This is a genomic window from Pseudomonas sp. S4_EA_1b (assembly GCF_016307435.1).
GTDB classification, from domain to species: domain Bacteria; phylum Pseudomonadota; class Gammaproteobacteria; order Pseudomonadales; family Pseudomonadaceae; genus Aquipseudomonas; species Aquipseudomonas rhodesiae.
Genome location: NZ_JAEILC010000038.1, coordinates 1 through 13,483 on the forward strand (window position 1 = coordinate 1; position 13,483 = coordinate 13,483).

24 protein-coding genes are annotated in these 13,483 nt (G+C 62.9%); 3 read left to right on the top strand and 21 right to left on the bottom strand.

The features are described 5' to 3' along the window. Nucleotides 1–129: 129 nt before the first annotated feature. The 19 genes from YA0848_RS13600 to YA0848_RS13690 form a co-directional block, all read right to left on the bottom strand. Nucleotides 130–1,272, bottom strand: a complete 1,143-nt coding sequence (locus YA0848_RS13600) for a site-specific integrase (protein WP_198731303.1) — start codon at nucleotides 1,270–1,272, stop codon at nucleotides 130–132. After that, the gene (locus YA0848_RS13605; protein ID WP_010213998.1) at nucleotides 1,269–1,478 is read right to left on the bottom strand and encodes a hypothetical protein; all 210 of its coding nucleotides are present in this window, start codon (nucleotides 1,476–1,478) and stop codon (nucleotides 1,269–1,271) included. The genes YA0848_RS13600 and YA0848_RS13605 overlap by 4 nt, the downstream gene beginning before the upstream one ends. A 78-nt stretch (nucleotides 1,479–1,556) precedes the next feature. Continuing rightward, nucleotides 1,557–1,763 carry a DUF7696 family protein gene (locus YA0848_RS13610; RefSeq protein WP_198731304.1) on the bottom strand — a complete coding sequence of 69 codons (207 nt, stop codon included), beginning with the start codon at nucleotides 1,761–1,763 and terminating at the stop codon, nucleotides 1,557–1,559. Then, nucleotides 1,756–2,028, bottom strand: coding sequence for a hypothetical protein (locus tag YA0848_RS13615; RefSeq protein ID WP_010213995.1), 273 nt, complete (start codon nucleotides 2,026–2,028; stop codon nucleotides 1,756–1,758). Before YA0848_RS13615 ends, YA0848_RS13610 begins: the two co-directional genes overlap by 8 nt. Continuing rightward, a complete protein-coding gene (locus YA0848_RS13620) occupies nucleotides 2,025–2,534 on the bottom strand; it encodes a hypothetical protein (RefSeq protein ID WP_198731305.1) in 510 nt (169 codons plus the stop codon). The genes YA0848_RS13615 and YA0848_RS13620 overlap by 4 nt, the downstream gene beginning before the upstream one ends. Continuing rightward, nucleotides 2,531–2,863, bottom strand: coding sequence for a hypothetical protein (locus YA0848_RS13625; protein WP_198731306.1), 333 nt, complete (start codon nucleotides 2,861–2,863; stop codon nucleotides 2,531–2,533). The genes YA0848_RS13620 and YA0848_RS13625 overlap by 4 nt, the downstream gene beginning before the upstream one ends. After that, on the bottom strand, nucleotides 2,853–3,056 hold the full coding sequence (locus YA0848_RS13630) for a hypothetical protein (protein ID WP_198731307.1): 204 nt from the start codon (nucleotides 3,054–3,056) through the stop codon (nucleotides 2,853–2,855). The genes YA0848_RS13625 and YA0848_RS13630 overlap by 11 nt, the downstream gene beginning before the upstream one ends. Next, nucleotides 3,053–3,226, bottom strand: coding sequence for a hypothetical protein (locus YA0848_RS13635; RefSeq protein WP_198731308.1), 174 nt, complete (start codon nucleotides 3,224–3,226; stop codon nucleotides 3,053–3,055). Before YA0848_RS13635 ends, YA0848_RS13630 begins: the two co-directional genes overlap by 4 nt. Next, the gene (locus tag YA0848_RS13640; RefSeq protein WP_198731309.1) at nucleotides 3,223–3,663 is read right to left on the bottom strand and encodes a hypothetical protein; all 441 of its coding nucleotides are present in this window, start codon (nucleotides 3,661–3,663) and stop codon (nucleotides 3,223–3,225) included. The genes YA0848_RS13635 and YA0848_RS13640 overlap by 4 nt, the downstream gene beginning before the upstream one ends. A gap of 58 nt (nucleotides 3,664–3,721) precedes the next feature. Next, on the bottom strand, nucleotides 3,722–4,684 hold the full coding sequence (locus tag YA0848_RS13645; RefSeq protein ID WP_198731310.1) for a hypothetical protein: 963 nt from the start codon (nucleotides 4,682–4,684) through the stop codon (nucleotides 3,722–3,724). Nucleotides 4,685–4,749: 65 nt separating this feature from the next. Next, the gene (locus YA0848_RS13650) at nucleotides 4,750–5,094 is read right to left on the bottom strand and encodes a DUF7673 family protein (RefSeq protein ID WP_198731311.1); all 345 of its coding nucleotides are present in this window, start codon (nucleotides 5,092–5,094) and stop codon (nucleotides 4,750–4,752) included. Beyond that, entirely contained in the window at nucleotides 5,091–5,681 is a 591-nt protein-coding gene (locus tag YA0848_RS13655; protein WP_198731312.1) for a hypothetical protein, read from the bottom strand. The genes YA0848_RS13650 and YA0848_RS13655 overlap by 4 nt, the downstream gene beginning before the upstream one ends. Nucleotides 5,682–5,734: 53 nt before the next feature. Then, nucleotides 5,735–5,875: a hypothetical protein gene (locus tag YA0848_RS13660; RefSeq protein WP_198731313.1), complete on the bottom strand. Its 141-nt coding sequence runs from the start codon at nucleotides 5,873–5,875 to the stop codon at nucleotides 5,735–5,737. Between the two features lie 48 nt (nucleotides 5,876–5,923). Beyond that, complete coding sequence (locus YA0848_RS13665) at nucleotides 5,924–8,641, bottom strand: toprim domain-containing protein (protein WP_198731339.1); 2,718 nt, start codon at nucleotides 8,639–8,641, stop codon at nucleotides 5,924–5,926. Between the two features lie 15 nt (nucleotides 8,642–8,656). Next, nucleotides 8,657–8,890 carry a hypothetical protein gene (locus tag YA0848_RS13670; protein ID WP_098480574.1) on the bottom strand — a complete coding sequence of 78 codons (234 nt, stop codon included), beginning with the start codon at nucleotides 8,888–8,890 and terminating at the stop codon, nucleotides 8,657–8,659. 66 nt (nucleotides 8,891–8,956) lie between these two features. Continuing rightward, nucleotides 8,957–9,316 carry a hypothetical protein gene (locus YA0848_RS13675; protein WP_198731314.1) on the bottom strand — a complete coding sequence of 120 codons (360 nt, stop codon included), beginning with the start codon at nucleotides 9,314–9,316 and terminating at the stop codon, nucleotides 8,957–8,959. 3 nt (nucleotides 9,317–9,319) lie between these two features. Beyond that, nucleotides 9,320–9,622 (bottom strand): ogr/Delta-like zinc finger family protein, encoded by a 303-nt coding sequence (locus YA0848_RS13680; protein WP_010213971.1) that lies wholly within the window; start codon nucleotides 9,620–9,622, stop codon nucleotides 9,320–9,322. 61 nt (nucleotides 9,623–9,683) lie between these two features. Next, nucleotides 9,684–10,169 carry a YmfL family putative regulatory protein gene (locus YA0848_RS13685; RefSeq protein WP_198731315.1) on the bottom strand — a complete coding sequence of 162 codons (486 nt, stop codon included), beginning with the start codon at nucleotides 10,167–10,169 and terminating at the stop codon, nucleotides 9,684–9,686. Between the two features lie 29 nt (nucleotides 10,170–10,198). Further along, on the bottom strand, nucleotides 10,199–10,399 hold the full coding sequence (locus YA0848_RS13690) for a DNA-binding protein (protein ID WP_198731316.1): 201 nt from the start codon (nucleotides 10,397–10,399) through the stop codon (nucleotides 10,199–10,201). Nucleotides 10,400–10,508: 109 nt separating this feature from the next. Here YA0848_RS13690 and YA0848_RS13695 point away from each other — a divergent pair, with 109 nt between their 5' ends. The 3 genes from YA0848_RS13695 to YA0848_RS13705 all read left to right on the top strand — a co-directional run bounded on the left by YA0848_RS13695 (nucleotide 10,509) and on the right by YA0848_RS13705 (nucleotide 11,735). Beyond that, nucleotides 10,509–10,838, top strand: coding sequence for a helix-turn-helix domain-containing protein (locus YA0848_RS13695; RefSeq protein ID WP_198731317.1), 330 nt, complete (start codon nucleotides 10,509–10,511; stop codon nucleotides 10,836–10,838). Nucleotides 10,839–10,855: 17 nt separating this feature from the next. After that, nucleotides 10,856–11,482, top strand: coding sequence for a hypothetical protein (locus YA0848_RS13700; protein WP_198731318.1), 627 nt, complete (start codon nucleotides 10,856–10,858; stop codon nucleotides 11,480–11,482). A 67-nt stretch (nucleotides 11,483–11,549) separates the two neighbouring features. Further along, nucleotides 11,550–11,735: a hypothetical protein gene (locus tag YA0848_RS13705; protein ID WP_198731319.1), complete on the top strand. Its 186-nt coding sequence runs from the start codon at nucleotides 11,550–11,552 to the stop codon at nucleotides 11,733–11,735. 15 nt (nucleotides 11,736–11,750) lie between these two features. Here YA0848_RS13705 and YA0848_RS13710 read toward each other — a convergent pair whose 3' ends face one another. Next, nucleotides 11,751–13,028, bottom strand: coding sequence for a phage late control D family protein (locus YA0848_RS13710; RefSeq protein WP_198731320.1), 1,278 nt, complete (start codon nucleotides 13,026–13,028; stop codon nucleotides 11,751–11,753). Then, nucleotides 13,025–13,477, bottom strand: a complete 453-nt coding sequence (locus tag YA0848_RS13715) for a phage tail protein (RefSeq protein ID WP_098480568.1) — start codon at nucleotides 13,475–13,477, stop codon at nucleotides 13,025–13,027. Before YA0848_RS13715 ends, YA0848_RS13710 begins: the two co-directional genes overlap by 4 nt. Between the last annotated feature and the right edge of the window lie 6 nt (nucleotides 13,478–13,483).

Here is a 13,483-nt window from a genome sequence, read left to right on the forward strand (position 1 = left end):
CGGGACCTACTGATTACAAGAACCCTGCTCAAAGCATGCAAATCAACAGGTTACGCCATTCTCTGGTACGTGATAGGCACGCGGAGAGCCAGAAACCATGCGGTCTCTGGCCGTGTTGGTACGCGGGAATCAGTCGGCGGAAGGGGATACGCGGGGAAGACTGAAGTCGTAGATATCGAGCATGGCTTCGTCGCGGTGGCCGCTGGCGTCTTGCTTCTGCTTGCGGTCGCCAGGGGTGTCGGTGATACCGCGACGCTTGAGGTCGTGCAACGCGAAGCGCTGCTCCTCGCTAAGAACGCCCTCCTTGATCGCTCTGGTGATGAAGCGCTGCCAGGTGCTGTCCAGACTGCTCTTCTGCAGCTGCCCGCCGTGGGCCGCCACGATAATGAAGCGACGCTCTGCTGCAGCTGGGATAGGGTAGGACTGACTGGCCCAAATGCGGCGCCTGTAAGCTTTGGCTCCTTCCCAGGCAGCCCTGAGCCGAGGCGTCCAGCACACCACGTTGTCACGGCTGCCCTTGCGCCTGTTCGTCTGGACTCCGTCCTCCAGCTCATTTGCATCGGTGAGGGTGACTGTCTCGATGCCGCGCAGGCGGCACAGATAGGCCAGCTCCATCACGTAGCCCAGGTAGGCCGGGCATGCCCCCGGCTGCCCTCGCGTGAGCTGTCCCATTGCGTGCGCCCTTGCGATCAGTTCCCCCATGACCTTTGGGTTCGGCAGGCGGCGCTGCTTGCGCTCGGCCGGCGCTTCGATGCCCAGTGCGACATTGATTTCCAGGTAGCCGCGGTTGCGGCCCCACTGCATGACTCGTCGCAAGTATCGAAGGACATGCGCGGCCTTGGACGGCGTGCCCTCGTCGGCGATCTGGTCGACCAGGCGTTGCACTAGAGCAGAGGTAAACTTGCGTACTGAAAGTTCGCCGAGTGGCTTCTGCAGTTTGGTCGGGATAGCCAGCAGCACGTCGCGGGAGTACTCATAATCGTCGCGGGTTTTCTTTGCGAGCCTCTTGCATTGAGCGCTTGCGTGAAACTCCTTGCACAGGTGGTAGAGACTTTCCCGGTCGACTCCCTTCCTTTCCTCCATGATCCGGTGTAGGTCACTGAGGGTGGCGGTGCGGCCGGCGATGTTCATGCGCTTGCGGTTGCCACCTTCGTCTCGCCAGGAGGTGTACCAGGTGCCCCCCCAACGATGGTCAAAGAAAACGGCCGCTGGGATAGCGGCCTGGTCGATGTGCTGGGGGATGTTGGGGTTGTTCTTCCTGGATCGCCTCATAGAATCTCGACGCCGTACTGCTCCTGGGTGCCGGCTTTCAGCCCGCCGGCCTGGTTGATTAGCTCCACGGTGGTCCAGGGGCCGGTGCGGCCCCGGAAAATGCGGATGCCCTGCTCGTGCAGGGTCCGCTCCACGTCTGCCCGTCGGGCATATCCGGTAATGCGCTTGAGGTCGTCGAATGTCAGCACGCGGGAGACTTCGCTCATGGCTGGGCCTCCAGTGTACTGCCGACGGCCTGTGGCCACCGCCGAGAATCGCAGCTCCGGCCTTCTCGCCGCACGTCGTTACTCATGCTCCCTCCCTAGCCATTCGTGGCGACGACGCCACTGCTTGCGCATTTCCTCGATCAGCCGGGTGACGGCCTGCTCGCCGCGCTTCTTGAGGTGGGTTTCTTTCAGCTCGGCCACCTTCTCTGGCGTGGTGTTCCCACGCCGGAGCCAGTACCTGGCCTCGCATTCCAGCATGTGCTGGCGTTCGTCTTGGTCAGCCATGGTAGATGGCCACCCCATGCGAAAGCTCCACCACAGTCATCCGGTCGGCTCTGGCCAGGAGGGCCAAGGCGTTGTGGACAGCACGCCAATCGCTCGGCGTACTGCTGGTGTGGATGATTGGCCGCTCAGGCTTGGTAAAGCGCAGGTGTCCGCCGTTGGTGTAAACGACTGACCAGCCGTTGCCCTGGGCGTACTGGAGCAGCGGCAGCAGGCGTTTAAAGCGACCACAGCGGCGGCCGCCTTGGACCATCAGACGGCGGCTCATGGCGCATTCCTCGCGCCGCAGTTGGGGCAATCCTCGAAGCGTTGGCGGTCACTGAGGAAGCGGCCGCAGCCTTCGCAGTTGAGTCGGTAGCTGTAGCGCTGGGAGCGCGGGCGCTTAAGCTTGGGCAGCTTGAGGCCGACCGAGCGCAGTGCTTGCTTGTGGTCGAGCATGGAGGCCAGCACAACCGGCCGGCTGTGCTGGTCGATGTAGCCTTTCGGCCATGGCAAATAGCCGCGCCCGGTGAAGCCCGCCGCATGCTCCAAGCTCCAGGTGCTGGCGTCCGTCAGGTTGGACGTGCGGCCAATGCCCAGCGCCATCCAGATCAGGCAGTTGCCGTCCCATGCCTGTTTGTAGGCGACGTAGATGCGGTCGTCCGCCGGCGCAGCGGCCAGCGCCTGTTCCGCTGGCACGTCCAGGTACTGATGATCGACGCCGACCTGTGCCCGGGTGCGGACGTACTCCACCGGCCAGGGCAGGTCGGTTTGGCGGGTGCTCAGCGCTTTCATGCTACACCTCCGATGCGCGCCTTGGCCTCGATGCAGGTTTCCTCGCGGGTGTGGCAAATGCCGCAGTTTGGGCAGTGCGCCTTGTCGCTGGTGTTGGTGGCCAGTTCGCCGGAATGTATGAAGCGTGAGCAGCCGTAGCCGAGTCCGTCACGTTGCCGCTCCTGGAGCATGCTGGGGGCCAGCCCGATCTTGCGTGCCAGCGACTCAGCCGCCTGTGTCGGCCCGGTGGTGCAGCTTGCGGTTGGCTTGTGGCCATTCGCCTTGGCGATATAGGTGCCGGTGCTCTGGCGGACGTTGATGGTAATGGGCGAAGTGTTATCAGTTTGCATGGTGGCGGCCTCCCTTGGCTTTCTTGGCGGCAATGTTGTCCATGTAGCTGGCCCACTCTTCTCGCTTGAGTTGCTGGCGCGTGCGGCTGCAGGCGGCGTGTTTGCGGGTGGATCTGGCCTTGCCACAGATGTCGCAAATGCTGGGCAGGTCCAGGCGGTGGCTGGCCATGGTCGGGCGGATGCGGTTGGTCATTGGGCACCTCCTGCGTCCTGGTGGCCGGGGGGGCCGTTTTTCTGGGCGCCGCATTCGCAGCGATAGAGCCCGCGCTTGGTGATGCGGCCGATGCGGCCGCTCAAATGACTGGTGACGACGTTGCGGACGAATGTCCAGCTGTGACGTTTGCCGAGGGTGCATGGCTTCATACGTCACCGCCTTGCACGACAGGGGCAGCCAGTTGCAGCAGAGCCTGCATGTACTCAATCGCCTGGATCGCGTCGTCATGGGATTCGCTGAACACTTCGCGGGCCGTTTGCGCTGCACGGTTAACCGAGGCCTGCCAGTCTTCTGGCTGTTCGTCCGCCTCCCAGCCCAGCCTGTTGCGCCGCTCCATCAGGTCTAGTGCCTTGCGCGCCTTTGCGCTCAGCTCCGGGCTGATGCCGCAATCAGCATCGGCCACGTAGTTGACGAACTCCAGCAGGGCGTCTCCGGCGGCAAGTTCATGGCCGCGTGCCCAACTGACCACCTCGCCGCCGTCGACACTGCGGGGGACTTCCTTGCCGGTGGCGCCACGGATGACGATGGTGTCGTAACGCGGTGTGTTAGCCTTATCGGCGCTGACTTCTTGGGGGTTCACTTGCATGGTGCTTCTCCTTGGGGTTGGTCGGTCTCGGAGGGTTGCCGCCCTCCGGGGCCATCTTTTATGCCGCCACGTAACCGGCGGCGGTCTTACTCAGCAGGCCGGCTTCGGCTGCCTTCTGCATCAGCCTGGTGGCTCTGTCGCTGCCTATCCGCAGACCCTTGGCGACCTGACGCACTGCCACCTTCGTTCCTCTTTCCGTGCTGGCTATGAGCTGCAGCAAATCGGTCGGCAGCCCTTCGCTGACTGCTGGTACCTGCTCCGTTTTCTGGCGTTCCTGTTGCTGTTCCTCGGTCCGTTCCTGTTCCGCTGCTACTGGTACCGGGGCGCGCTCCAGCGCGGGGGCTGGACGTAGGGCGGAAAGGATCAAGGCCGGCACGATCTCCAGTGCAGCGGCGAAGCCGAGGCAGAGCAGGGTGGCCAGTTCGAGAGGCAGGCCAGCGGCCTTGGCTGGCAGGGCCAGCAGGGCAGTGAGCTCTTGCGACGACTGGTCCCGCCGCGCCTGGGCGCGCTCCCGTTCGGCGTCGATGCGTGCCATGGAGGCTGTCTCCAGCTCCAGGGCACGGGTGACCATGCCTCGCTCGCGCAGTGCGTTGGCCTGCTGGTGGACGGCTGCCGCATCGCTGTCGAGCTGCCCGATGCGGGCGGCGTCTGCGTCGCGCTGCTCCACCAGGTCGATCTGGCGTTGTTCCTGGCGTGCCTGGTGCTCGGCGCGGCTGTTGATGATTGAGGACATGAGTCGGTCGTAGCTGGCCCAACCGGAGACGGCGCCTAGGGCCAGCGCGCAGGCCATCATCAGCAACGCGCACAGGGTTCGGCGCACGACCAGCAGGCCGAGGGCCAGCGGCCATGCGACATACTTGAATAGGTCCAGGACCACCGCGGCCGAGGCGAACAGAACGGCGAGCAGGGTGTTGTCGATCAGCGCGGCGATGGTCAGAGCCACCGACGTGGCGGTCACCCCCGCCAGTGCGGCGACCATGGCGAGTAACGGCCAGCGGTGGTGTTGTTGTAAGTGGTGCATGGTGCTTCTCCTTGGGGATAGGCCCTACCGAGTTGCCGCTCGGCGGGGCCTTCTTGTTTCGAGGCTTAGCCCCAGACGCGTTTCAGGTGCGACCAAATTTCGTCGCCGTTCTCGATGTACTGGTGCACTTCCTGCTCCGGCCGCCGGTCCAGGCGGAGTACGGCGAGGCAGTCGTCCCAGAGGGCACTGTCGAGCCCGCGCAGATCGGTAAGCGAAAAGGGGAATGCGCTGCCGTTGTAGAGGCCCAGCAAGAAGCGTCCGACGATGCGGCTCTGCCCGGTGCAGCGTTGGGCTACTGGCAGCAGTCGCTGGAGGGCTTCAACGCCGGCGGTGCGGACGTATGGGCGTTCTGCCTCTTCCACCGCTAAGCGGTTCAGGTCATCCCTGATACGGTCTTGTGCGGTGCTCATGCGCGCTCTCCCAACTTGGCCACGCGGGCGGCCTCGTATTCGCTTGGCAGGATCTCCACCGCGCCGCTGATCCAGCCCGACGTAGGTTGGTCGGCGGCTACTTTCGCTTCGTGGTCGGCCTGGTTGATGGAGAAGCCAAGAGCGAAGTAGGCCACGCCCTGGTGCTCAAACTTGATGCCGCCACAGAGCAACAGGCTGCCGGTGTTCAGGTTGAGTCGGTCCCAGTAGTCGTGGGTGTCCAGGCTAGGCGGGCAGTGTTTCTTCCATAACTCGCGCAGGCGCTCGTGCTCGGCTCGAATAGCAGCACGCTGCTCCTTGGTGATGCCCTTGGGTGGCACTGCCTGTTGGCGGAGGCTGCGGTAGCCGTACTCGTCAGGACGGCACCAGTGGACGTCCAGTTCGTGGCTGTCGGACAGCTTCACGCCACCGGCGAAGTGCGAAGTGATGTCGTGCATCGGGGCGATGGCACCGCCGAATAGCTTGCCCAGCTTGGCCAACTGCTCATTCAGTTCATCTTTCGCCTGGTAGAACTCCCGGACGATGGCCACCACTTCGGGGGCTTCGGACTTGTAGAAGTAATTCTGCATGGTGCTTCTCCTTGGGTTGGTTGCCCGGACGTTGCCGCGTCCGGGCGATGGGTTTAGTGCATTGCCACGGTCAGCAGAGACGGGGCGTAGTAGCCGGCCAGCGAGAGGGCCAGCAGGGTCAGGCCGCTGACGGCCAGGGTGACCAGCGTGTCGATGCGGTTGCTCTGGTAGAAGTGGTCGTTGTCGTCTTGCATGGTGCTTCTCCTTGGGGTTGATGCCGGCGTTGCCGCGCCGGGGTTGGGTTAAACGAGCTGGAACAGCCAGCAGCGCACTGTCCTCGCGGAGCCGTGGGTGTCGACGGCGATGGCTGAGTTGATGGGCTTGTTGGTTTCCAGGAATTTCGGCGACTTGCTGGTCTTGAGCACGCGCTTAAGGTCGCTGAGGTTCGGCAACTGCTGGCGCTTGTTGGCCGCTGTCTCGACGAACTCGTTGAGGTTGATGGCGAAGAAGGCCGACTTGCGGGAATGGTTCAGCTTGCCGCCGGCATCGCCCAGAGGTCCGTTGAGGAACTCGACCATGTCCCAGAACTCGCGCACGAGGGGGTGGTCGGCGTTGATAGCTTCCTGCCGCTCCTGGGCCATACGCGCTACCTCGGCGTGGACCAGATCGGCGCGCTCATCGCTCAACGGAACCACGAGCTGGAGGGCGTCCACCAGGCTGCGCAACTGAGCGTGGTTCTTGGCGATACGCACGGTACGGATACCCGGTAGGGCCAGGAGCTGCTGCTCGTAGCCAGAGGTACGCTCGTCCAGCAGCTTGAGGACTTGAGCCTCTGGCTGCAGGGCTTTTATGAGAAAGCCGCTGAGCTGTTCGACCGGCATACGCTCCAGCTGCTCGGCGAACAACTTGGTTTCCGGCGTCTGGTGTTCGCGGGTCAGGTGCACATGGCCCAGGCGCTGGAGGATCGGCTCTGAGGCGTTGACCGCGTTGTTCTGGGCGATCAGCAGGGCGGCCCGGAATGGTGGTTCGCGGGTGTCGTTGCCGTTGTTCTTCACGCCGGTGGAGCGCACGCTGCGCCCGTTGTAGGCGGTCTTGAGCTCGTCCCAGTCGAAGTGCTTCACCGGGGCGCCTTCCTTCTGCTCGCGCTCGGACTCGATCAGCACTACCGGCAGGTTGCCGACCTGGGCGAAGTTCCGCGCCCGACTGGCCGGGGTGGCTTTGGACGGGTCGAAGCCTTCGTACTCGGTGCGTCCGGTTGTTTTCCAGAGCAGCTCCACCAGCGTGGTCTTGCCGGAGCCGGCTTCGCCGATCAGTTCCAAGAACAGGTAGGACTTATGTATATGGCGGATTTGCTCCGCGTATAGGGCTCCCAGCCACCAGGCCAGGACCACAGCGCCGCGCACGCCGAAGCATTTCCAGAACAGTTCGAACCAGCCTTCGTTGTAGGCGCTAAGGTCTGGATTGATGTGCAGTACAGGTGACTGGCTCTGCGACTTCACGCTCAGCTTACCGACGTCGAAGAAGTCCTCCTCGTTGAGCTTGTGCACCTTTCCGCCGGCGATGGCCAGGTCGTTGAACACGTAGGCGCCGTGCTCGCGGGTGTAGCCGATCCAATCGATGGTGTTGACGGTCTTGAGGTTGTCGAGCTGTAAGCCGAGCATGCGCTCTAACTGCTGCGGGGTGCCGGTGAACATGGCTCCGTTGCACTCGTTGAGCAGACGCTTTTTAAACTCCGGTGCGGCAGTTATCTGCGAGGCGGTGAAGGTTGTCTTGATGGCCTGGGTGTCTGGTCGATCCACGCGGAAGTAGTACCAGGCCTCTTGGGTCACGTCGTTGCGCATGTAGTACAGCGCCTGGAAATTGCAGTTGGCGATGCGCACCACGGAAGTACTTTGGCGCAGAGCCTTGTCCCGCCGTTGCTTGTCGCTGAGCAACTGATCTTCCTGGCGATCAGAGCCTTCCAGTTCGCGTGCGGCGCGCTCGTACTTCTCCAGGTCCAGGTGGAACCAGTACAGGCGGGAGCGGTAGGTAAAGTGGAATTCCTTGCGCTCGTCCCACTCGTACATGAGCAGGCCCTTTTCCTCGGCCGAGTCGGCCAGCAGCAGGGCGCCCTGGTGGCGTGCCTCGTCGAGGTCTTGCTCGATGCGCTTGGCGCGCTCGTCGTCGCCCTCGATGAAGGTCCAGCGCTGATGCAGGTCATTCCAGTCGACCTTTTTGGAGCCGCGCTGCGGGATGACAGCAGCGTCGCACTTGAAGCCCAGTGCGCGGGCCTCCTTAGCCCAGCGGCGCATGTTGGCCTTGGCCACTGGCTCGTTATCCAGCGCCCAGACCAGGCGTGGTAGGCGCTTGTCCGCTTCCTGGCATGCCTTCTTGAGGGCGCGGAGCGACTCCTCGGGGAAGGGGGCGCTGCTCATCATGGAGACGGCAGGGGTGTCATGGTGCAGCAGGGCGATGGCGTCGAAGATGCCCTCGACAATGTACAGCTCGTCGACGTCCACCAGCGTGAGGGAAGGCGGGCACCACCAGACGCCTTTATAGCTCTCGCCCGGTTTGAAGCGGGCCTTCTGTTTGCCGAAGCGCTCGGGGCGGTCGATCAGTCTTTCCCAGTAGCCGCCCTTGTCCAGAGGGAAGCGCACGGTGGCGCTGCCGGCACCGATGTCGCGGCTCCAGTAGTTTTCCTGGGTGAACCAGCCGTCAATGAGCTCGAGGCGGAATCCCCGGGCAAACTGAAGGTAGGCGCGCGCGGTGGCGGTTGGTTCCTCTGCGGTGGACGGCGCCTGCTCGCTCCAGTCGTTGAACAGGTCGCTGTAGAGGTCCTTGACGTGGACTCGGTGGTTGCACGCTTCCGGCCGGCCGCAGATCAGCATCCAGGGCGAGTCGTGGAAGGTGTACAGGGTGTTCTTGCCGCACTTGTGCGCCGGGCATCTGCCCTTGCGCATGTAGTTGGTGCCGGTCATGTGCTTGAGACCGAAGTCGGACTCAAGCCGGCGGAGCACCTCGCCCCTGAGTTTCTCTTGCATCGTCATGGAGTTGCCTTACTGATTGGCGGCAAGGGCGGCTTGCAGCGCGCCGATGGTGCGTTTGTGGCCGGCAAGGGCCGGGTAGTCGTCGAGGATGCGGTTGCTGCGCAGGCCAGCCGGGACGGTTCGGTAGCGGTCGTCATACCAGTGCTCTGTCATGCTCCGGCGCAGCTCGGCGCGCAGGCTGCTGAGCAGCGCTTCAGCCCAGGGCTTGGGCAGGTCCAGCTGGATCGCAACGGCGTTTTGCATGGCGCCTCCTCGGATTGCGGGTGCAACTTCCCCAAACCCACCGGAGTGGGGCTGGGCTTTTGTGGGTTAGCGTGGGGTCGGGTTGGCCAGTTCTTGCAGGAAGCTATGCAGCCTGTTCGAGCTCGGCACCGGAACGATCTTGTTGGTGCGGCGGTCGTGGAAAACGCAAAAGTCCGGGCCGCTGGCCATGTCTATGCCGATCCAGCGGCTGCCCTTCAAACGCTCGGTCATGGCCAGGTGGACGAGGCGGTCGGCCATGAACACGGGCACGTCCCACACGTCGACCAGGTGGTTGACGGCGCGGTCGAACAGACTGTCGTCGTGCAGGTGTTCCTGCTGGTGGCGCTCGATGAAGGCAGCGGCGTTGCTCTGCATGCCTGTGCGGTAGTCGTTTAGCTGTGTGGCTGTGGACTGGGCGAGTTCCATGGCTTAGGCCTCCAGGATCGCGAGCATGTCGAGTTGGTTGGTTTTCTCAGCGCTGTCGCGGATGGCTTGCCTACGTTTTACCGAGGGGGCAACCGGGAGGCGGACCCGGGGCCGGTCCAGACCCGAGGTGGTTAGCTCGTACTCCCAGGACAGGGAGCCGCCGTAGGTGGCGCCGCATCCCAGGTTGGTGCACTCGCCATACATGGTCTTGAAGATAGGCGTCTGCTCTTCCGAATTGCGGATACGCATCCGGCTGCCGCAGGCCGGGCATAGACACTTGTAACCGCCGCCGTGATTGGTGCTCATGAACTCTCCCCGCCGCGAGTGCGGCATTGGCCGAAGCCGAAAAATGCGACGCTTCGTGCGCCTACTTCTGTTCCTGGTTGCCCGGGGTTTTCCGGTGCAACGTGATTACTGCTCCCACCTCGGCGTGCCGTGCGGCAATGTGCGCGCGGTGGGCGGCGATAATGTCGCCGAGCTCGGCCTCGTCGAGGCGGCCATCGGCTAAAGCCTTGGCAATGATCTGGTCGACCTTGCCCTCGGCCACGTCGGTGACCAGGGAGCGCTGGTAGAGGTCCAGGTTGTCGAGGGGGGTATCGTCTGGCATGGGGACGAAAACGCCGCCGTAGAGTCCGGACACGTAGTCGGACAAGAAGCTGGTACCGCCGACCAGCTCTAGCTGGCGAACCTGCTCGTCGGTCAGTGGGCGGTGGCCTGTGTTCTCGTACAGCTTGTTATCAAACTGCTTGAGGTCCAGCCCCAGGTGAGCGGCGGCGCACTCGCGGCCGCCCGGGAAGGCCCCGACGGCGGCCATTACGGCCTTGCGGCGGCTATCAAGAATTGGGCGGGTCATGTTCTCGTTTTCTCCCTGAGCCAGCCGCACTACTGTGCGACCGTACCGTCCTTGATGCCGAGCAGTACGGCAGCACGGTGCGCTTCACCGCGCTTGCCTTTCTTTCGACCGTTCAACAGATCGCTGACCAAATTCTTGTTCAGACGGTGTTTGCGGCTGAAGTCGGCAATGGACACGCCTTGGCGGTCCATCTGCTCGCGGACTTGATCAGGTGTGAGGGGGGCGGGCATAGTGTTCCTATGTGTTCAATCGTGTTCATGTGAGCTTCATTATGCCCAACTACTTGGGCTTGTAAAGGCAATTTGCTTGAAAAATTGTGCATCCCCGGATTTACCCCAATTGAGTGCAGGTGAGCGCCTGCGCGAAGAGCGCTCGCGGCTGGGCTTAAAGCAGGAAGAATTTGCGCAGCTTGGTGGCGTAAATCGCAACACTCAGGGGAGCTATGAAAAGAACGAACGCACCCCTGACCTCCACTATCTGTCGGCGATTTCGGTTCACGGCGTTGATGTACTTTTCGTCGTAACGGGCGTCAGGCTGCTGGCCGCTGCTGGTTCGCTTAGTCCCATGGAATTGAGCCTCCTGGAAGCCTTCCGCACCCTTACCGAGTCCGACCAAGACACGCTTACACGTATGGCCGCGGGCCTAGCTGCAGTAAGCAAAACCACATAGCAAAGAAGGGTCTAGAAATGGATTTCAAGGGTTACCAAACACCTACCTGGCTTTCACGTTTGCGTCGCTCCCTCGTCACTGCCACGGTCGTGCTTGCTCTTGCACCGGCGGGCCAGGTGCTTGCTGCCGACTTGAAGCCACTCCAGTTCGCCACGGTCGGCGAGATGATCGAAGACCTGGGCGACTATTCGGCGGAGAACGGGACTTTCGAGCTGCTATCTACCGAGCCGTTAAAGATCCAACTGGCTCCATCGATAGTTCCGGGCGACTTACCTGAAAACAACGAGCGCGAGATTCGGCGTGCTGCCCTTTACGGTGTTTATCGCACGTTGGTTCACACCGATGCCGACAAGGTAACGTCGATTGCTGTGCCGAGAGAGGTCAACATCCGCGAACAAACTTCAAAGATCCTGAGCAAGCCGTCGCTTTCAATAACTGTCACGCGGGCCCAGGCGCTGAAGGCTGCTGGCCTCTTCCTGAAGGTTCAGTCGGCGGCGGACTTGGTACGCCCCGTTCAGGCCGGCACCATCCAGCTGGATAATTGGGCTCCTAAGTTCCAAGAGGCTTACATGACGGACAAGGGGCAGGTCAGGCTGCTTGAGGCCATTAAAGCCGCTGGCGGAGACTTGGTGAACAACGGCTGAGTAGCCCTGCTTGCATATCTGGAATTGGCATTACCGTCGTGGTTCTGCCAATGAAGGGAGTAAGCAGATGTTGTTGGAATCGATAGCGGTTGACTGTGCGGATGAACTGACTTTGGCATTGCCGGGGGAGCAGTGCTTAACCCCTGAAGAGTGGCTGATGCTGAGACTCTATCGTCAGCTAGAAGAGCATGAACAATGGTTCATCCGCCGGGCAATAGAGGGGTTGATCGCTAAGGATTCAATGCCCGACTGATACAAGAAGGCCCCTTCATGGGGCCTTTTGCTTTTCCTGCATCCGCTTCCACTCTCGATCAAGAGCCCGCTTGGCGGATGCCTTGCTCTGGTAGAGGTGCGTGAGGCGGCGGGGCTTGGTTTGGTCGCCCTTGGTGACCTTATGCTGCTGGCCGGTTTTCTCGTCGCGGTACCAGGTTACAAGGCCGGTGTAGTCGCCTTCGTCATCGGCCAAGTCGCCCAGTTCGTCGCCTTCTGGTAGTTGGGACTCAAGCTCCATAGAGGTGGTGAGGCTGTCGGGCGTGAAGCTGTGGCGCAAATTGCCGCCGAGCCAGATGATCGCGGCGATTTCCGCCTTGATGCCGGTCAGGCTGTAGGTCTGATCCGGGATCAGCTCCGGGCGGCCCCTGGCTAGAGTGTAGCTGAGTGTGGCGGTGCCGCGCTGCAGGCGGTTCCACTCTGCACGGGCGGCCTGCAATGCGCTGGCCTGGTCTGTGAAGCTGTGGCGCAATTCTTTGATGTTCTCGCCGCCGCCGGCGATGGCCTCTTTCTTCTCCGCGCTGTTCACCTCGTAGTAATAGGCCTTCACGCCGGTATAGGAGTCGCGGTCGGCCTGCAGGAAGCGGTGCTGATCGCCGTCTGCTCTGGTGAGTGTGACGTGGGGCAGGGATAGGCCGCTTGCGGTAGTTGCCTTGCCGGTGGGGAGGAATAGCAGGCGGTCTGCCTTCACGGTGGCGATGGCATCATGCTCTCGGCCAAGACGGCTAAGCAGGTTGGCGTCTGACTCGTTGGCTTGGTCTAGGTGCAGCAGCTCGATGCCCGCGAGCACGGCGCTTACCACGGGGGTGAGGCCCTGGGCGGTGGCGATGGCACCGATGACCGTGCCCAGGGTGGTGGCGTCGAAGCTGCGTTCTTTCTTTGCTTTGAGGCCGCCGCGTAGGTCGGCGCTCCGGGCGCGGATGCTGAGCGTGTCCGGTGCGCCGCTGTGCTCGGTTTCGTCCACGGTGAAGCTGCCCTTGTCGATCAGGCCGGTGTCATCCCAGCCCAGCCAGAGGCGCACGGTGGCGCCCCGAGGCGGGATGGCGAGCAGACCGTCGTGGTCGCTGAGGGTGATGTCGAGCTGATCGGCCTCCAGGCCCCGGTTGTCGGTGAGCTCGATGCTGATCAGGCGCGGTTGCTGCCCGCCGAGCAGCAGGGCGGTGATGTCGTTTCCGTCGACCACGACCTTGCAGATCGGCCGCGGATAGGCGGTGAGCTCGCGGTACTTCTGGGCGGCTTGGCCGAGTAGCCCGCCGGCTTGGTTCAGGAGGCTCACAGCAGACCCCCGAGGGCGCCGCGCAGGATGCCGCCGACCGAGCCTATGAGACTGCCGAGCATGTCGATGCGGCCGTCGTCGATGCGCTTGAGGCTGATGGTGAATTCGTAGCGGCGCGGTGTGCCGTCCTCGAAGAATACCTGCTGCGTCTCGCTGATCGAGGTAATAACCCAAGTGCCGTAGATGCGGCCGGTGCCGCCGATCAGGGGCCACGCCTTGCCGGTGTCGGCCATCTTGCGCAGCACGTCAAGGCTGAGCGGCGAGCCGACCAGGCCGGGCAGCAGGGTGCCGGGCAGCGTGATGGTGTCCTCGCCGCGGCCCAGGAACTGGCTGGCCGGGTTGGTACCGATGCGGCTGGTGGACGCGTGGCGCCACTCAGTGGTGCGCTGAAGCTCCTGGTAGGCGAGCGTTGGCAGTCCGAAAACGAACATGCCGAGGGTCATCATCATGGTGGT

Excerpts from the sequence above, each read along its gene's own strand:
- YA0848_RS13685 (WP_198731315.1), bottom strand. The coding sequence starts at position 10,169 with ATGACCCGCCCAATTCTTGATAGCCGCCGCAAGGCCGTAATGGCCGCC.
- YA0848_RS13665 (WP_198731339.1), bottom strand. The coding sequence starts at position 8,641 with ATGCAAGAGAAACTCAGGGGCGAGGTGCTCCGCCGGCTTGAGTCCGAC.
- YA0848_RS13675 (WP_198731314.1), bottom strand. The coding sequence starts at position 9,316 with ATGGAACTCGCCCAGTCCACAGCCACACAGCTAAACGACTACCGCACA.
- YA0848_RS13645 (WP_198731310.1), bottom strand. The coding sequence starts at position 4,684 with ATGCACCACTTACAACAACACCACCGCTGGCCGTTACTCGCCATGGTC.
- YA0848_RS13715 (WP_098480568.1), bottom strand. The coding sequence starts at position 13,477 with ATGATGATGACCCTCGGCATGTTCGTTTTCGGACTGCCAACGCTCGCC.
- YA0848_RS13625 (WP_198731306.1), bottom strand. The coding sequence starts at position 2,863 with ATGCAAACTGATAACACTTCGCCCATTACCATCAACGTCCGCCAGAGC.
- YA0848_RS13600 (WP_198731303.1), bottom strand. The coding sequence starts at position 1,272 with ATGAGGCGATCCAGGAAGAACAACCCCAACATCCCCCAGCACATCGAC.
- YA0848_RS13655 (WP_198731312.1), bottom strand. The coding sequence starts at position 5,681 with ATGCAGAATTACTTCTACAAGTCCGAAGCCCCCGAAGTGGTGGCCATC.
- YA0848_RS13620 (WP_198731305.1), bottom strand. The coding sequence starts at position 2,534 with ATGAAAGCGCTGAGCACCCGCCAAACCGACCTGCCCTGGCCGGTGGAG.
- YA0848_RS13640 (WP_198731309.1), bottom strand. The coding sequence starts at position 3,663 with ATGCAAGTGAACCCCCAAGAAGTCAGCGCCGATAAGGCTAACACACCG.
- YA0848_RS13690 (WP_198731316.1), bottom strand. The coding sequence starts at position 10,399 with ATGCCCGCCCCCCTCACACCTGATCAAGTCCGCGAGCAGATGGACCGC.
- YA0848_RS13705 (WP_198731319.1), top strand. The coding sequence starts at position 11,550 with ATGTTGTTGGAATCGATAGCGGTTGACTGTGCGGATGAACTGACTTTG.
- YA0848_RS13700 (WP_198731318.1), top strand. The coding sequence starts at position 10,856 with ATGGATTTCAAGGGTTACCAAACACCTACCTGGCTTTCACGTTTGCGT.
- YA0848_RS13650 (WP_198731311.1), bottom strand. The coding sequence starts at position 5,094 with ATGAGCACCGCACAAGACCGTATCAGGGATGACCTGAACCGCTTAGCG.
- YA0848_RS13605 (WP_010213998.1), bottom strand. The coding sequence starts at position 1,478 with ATGAGCGAAGTCTCCCGCGTGCTGACATTCGACGACCTCAAGCGCATT.
- YA0848_RS13660 (WP_198731313.1), bottom strand. The coding sequence starts at position 5,875 with ATGCAAGACGACAACGACCACTTCTACCAGAGCAACCGCATCGACACG.
- YA0848_RS13615 (WP_010213995.1), bottom strand. The coding sequence starts at position 2,028 with ATGAGCCGCCGTCTGATGGTCCAAGGCGGCCGCCGCTGTGGTCGCTTT.
- YA0848_RS13670 (WP_098480574.1), bottom strand. The coding sequence starts at position 8,890 with ATGCAAAACGCCGTTGCGATCCAGCTGGACCTGCCCAAGCCCTGGGCT.
- YA0848_RS13610 (WP_198731304.1), bottom strand. The coding sequence starts at position 1,763 with ATGGCTGACCAAGACGAACGCCAGCACATGCTGGAATGCGAGGCCAGG.
- YA0848_RS13630 (WP_198731307.1), bottom strand. The coding sequence starts at position 3,056 with ATGACCAACCGCATCCGCCCGACCATGGCCAGCCACCGCCTGGACCTG.
- YA0848_RS13635 (WP_198731308.1), bottom strand. The coding sequence starts at position 3,226 with ATGAAGCCATGCACCCTCGGCAAACGTCACAGCTGGACATTCGTCCGC.
- YA0848_RS13680 (WP_010213971.1), bottom strand. The coding sequence starts at position 9,622 with ATGAGCACCAATCACGGCGGCGGTTACAAGTGTCTATGCCCGGCCTGC.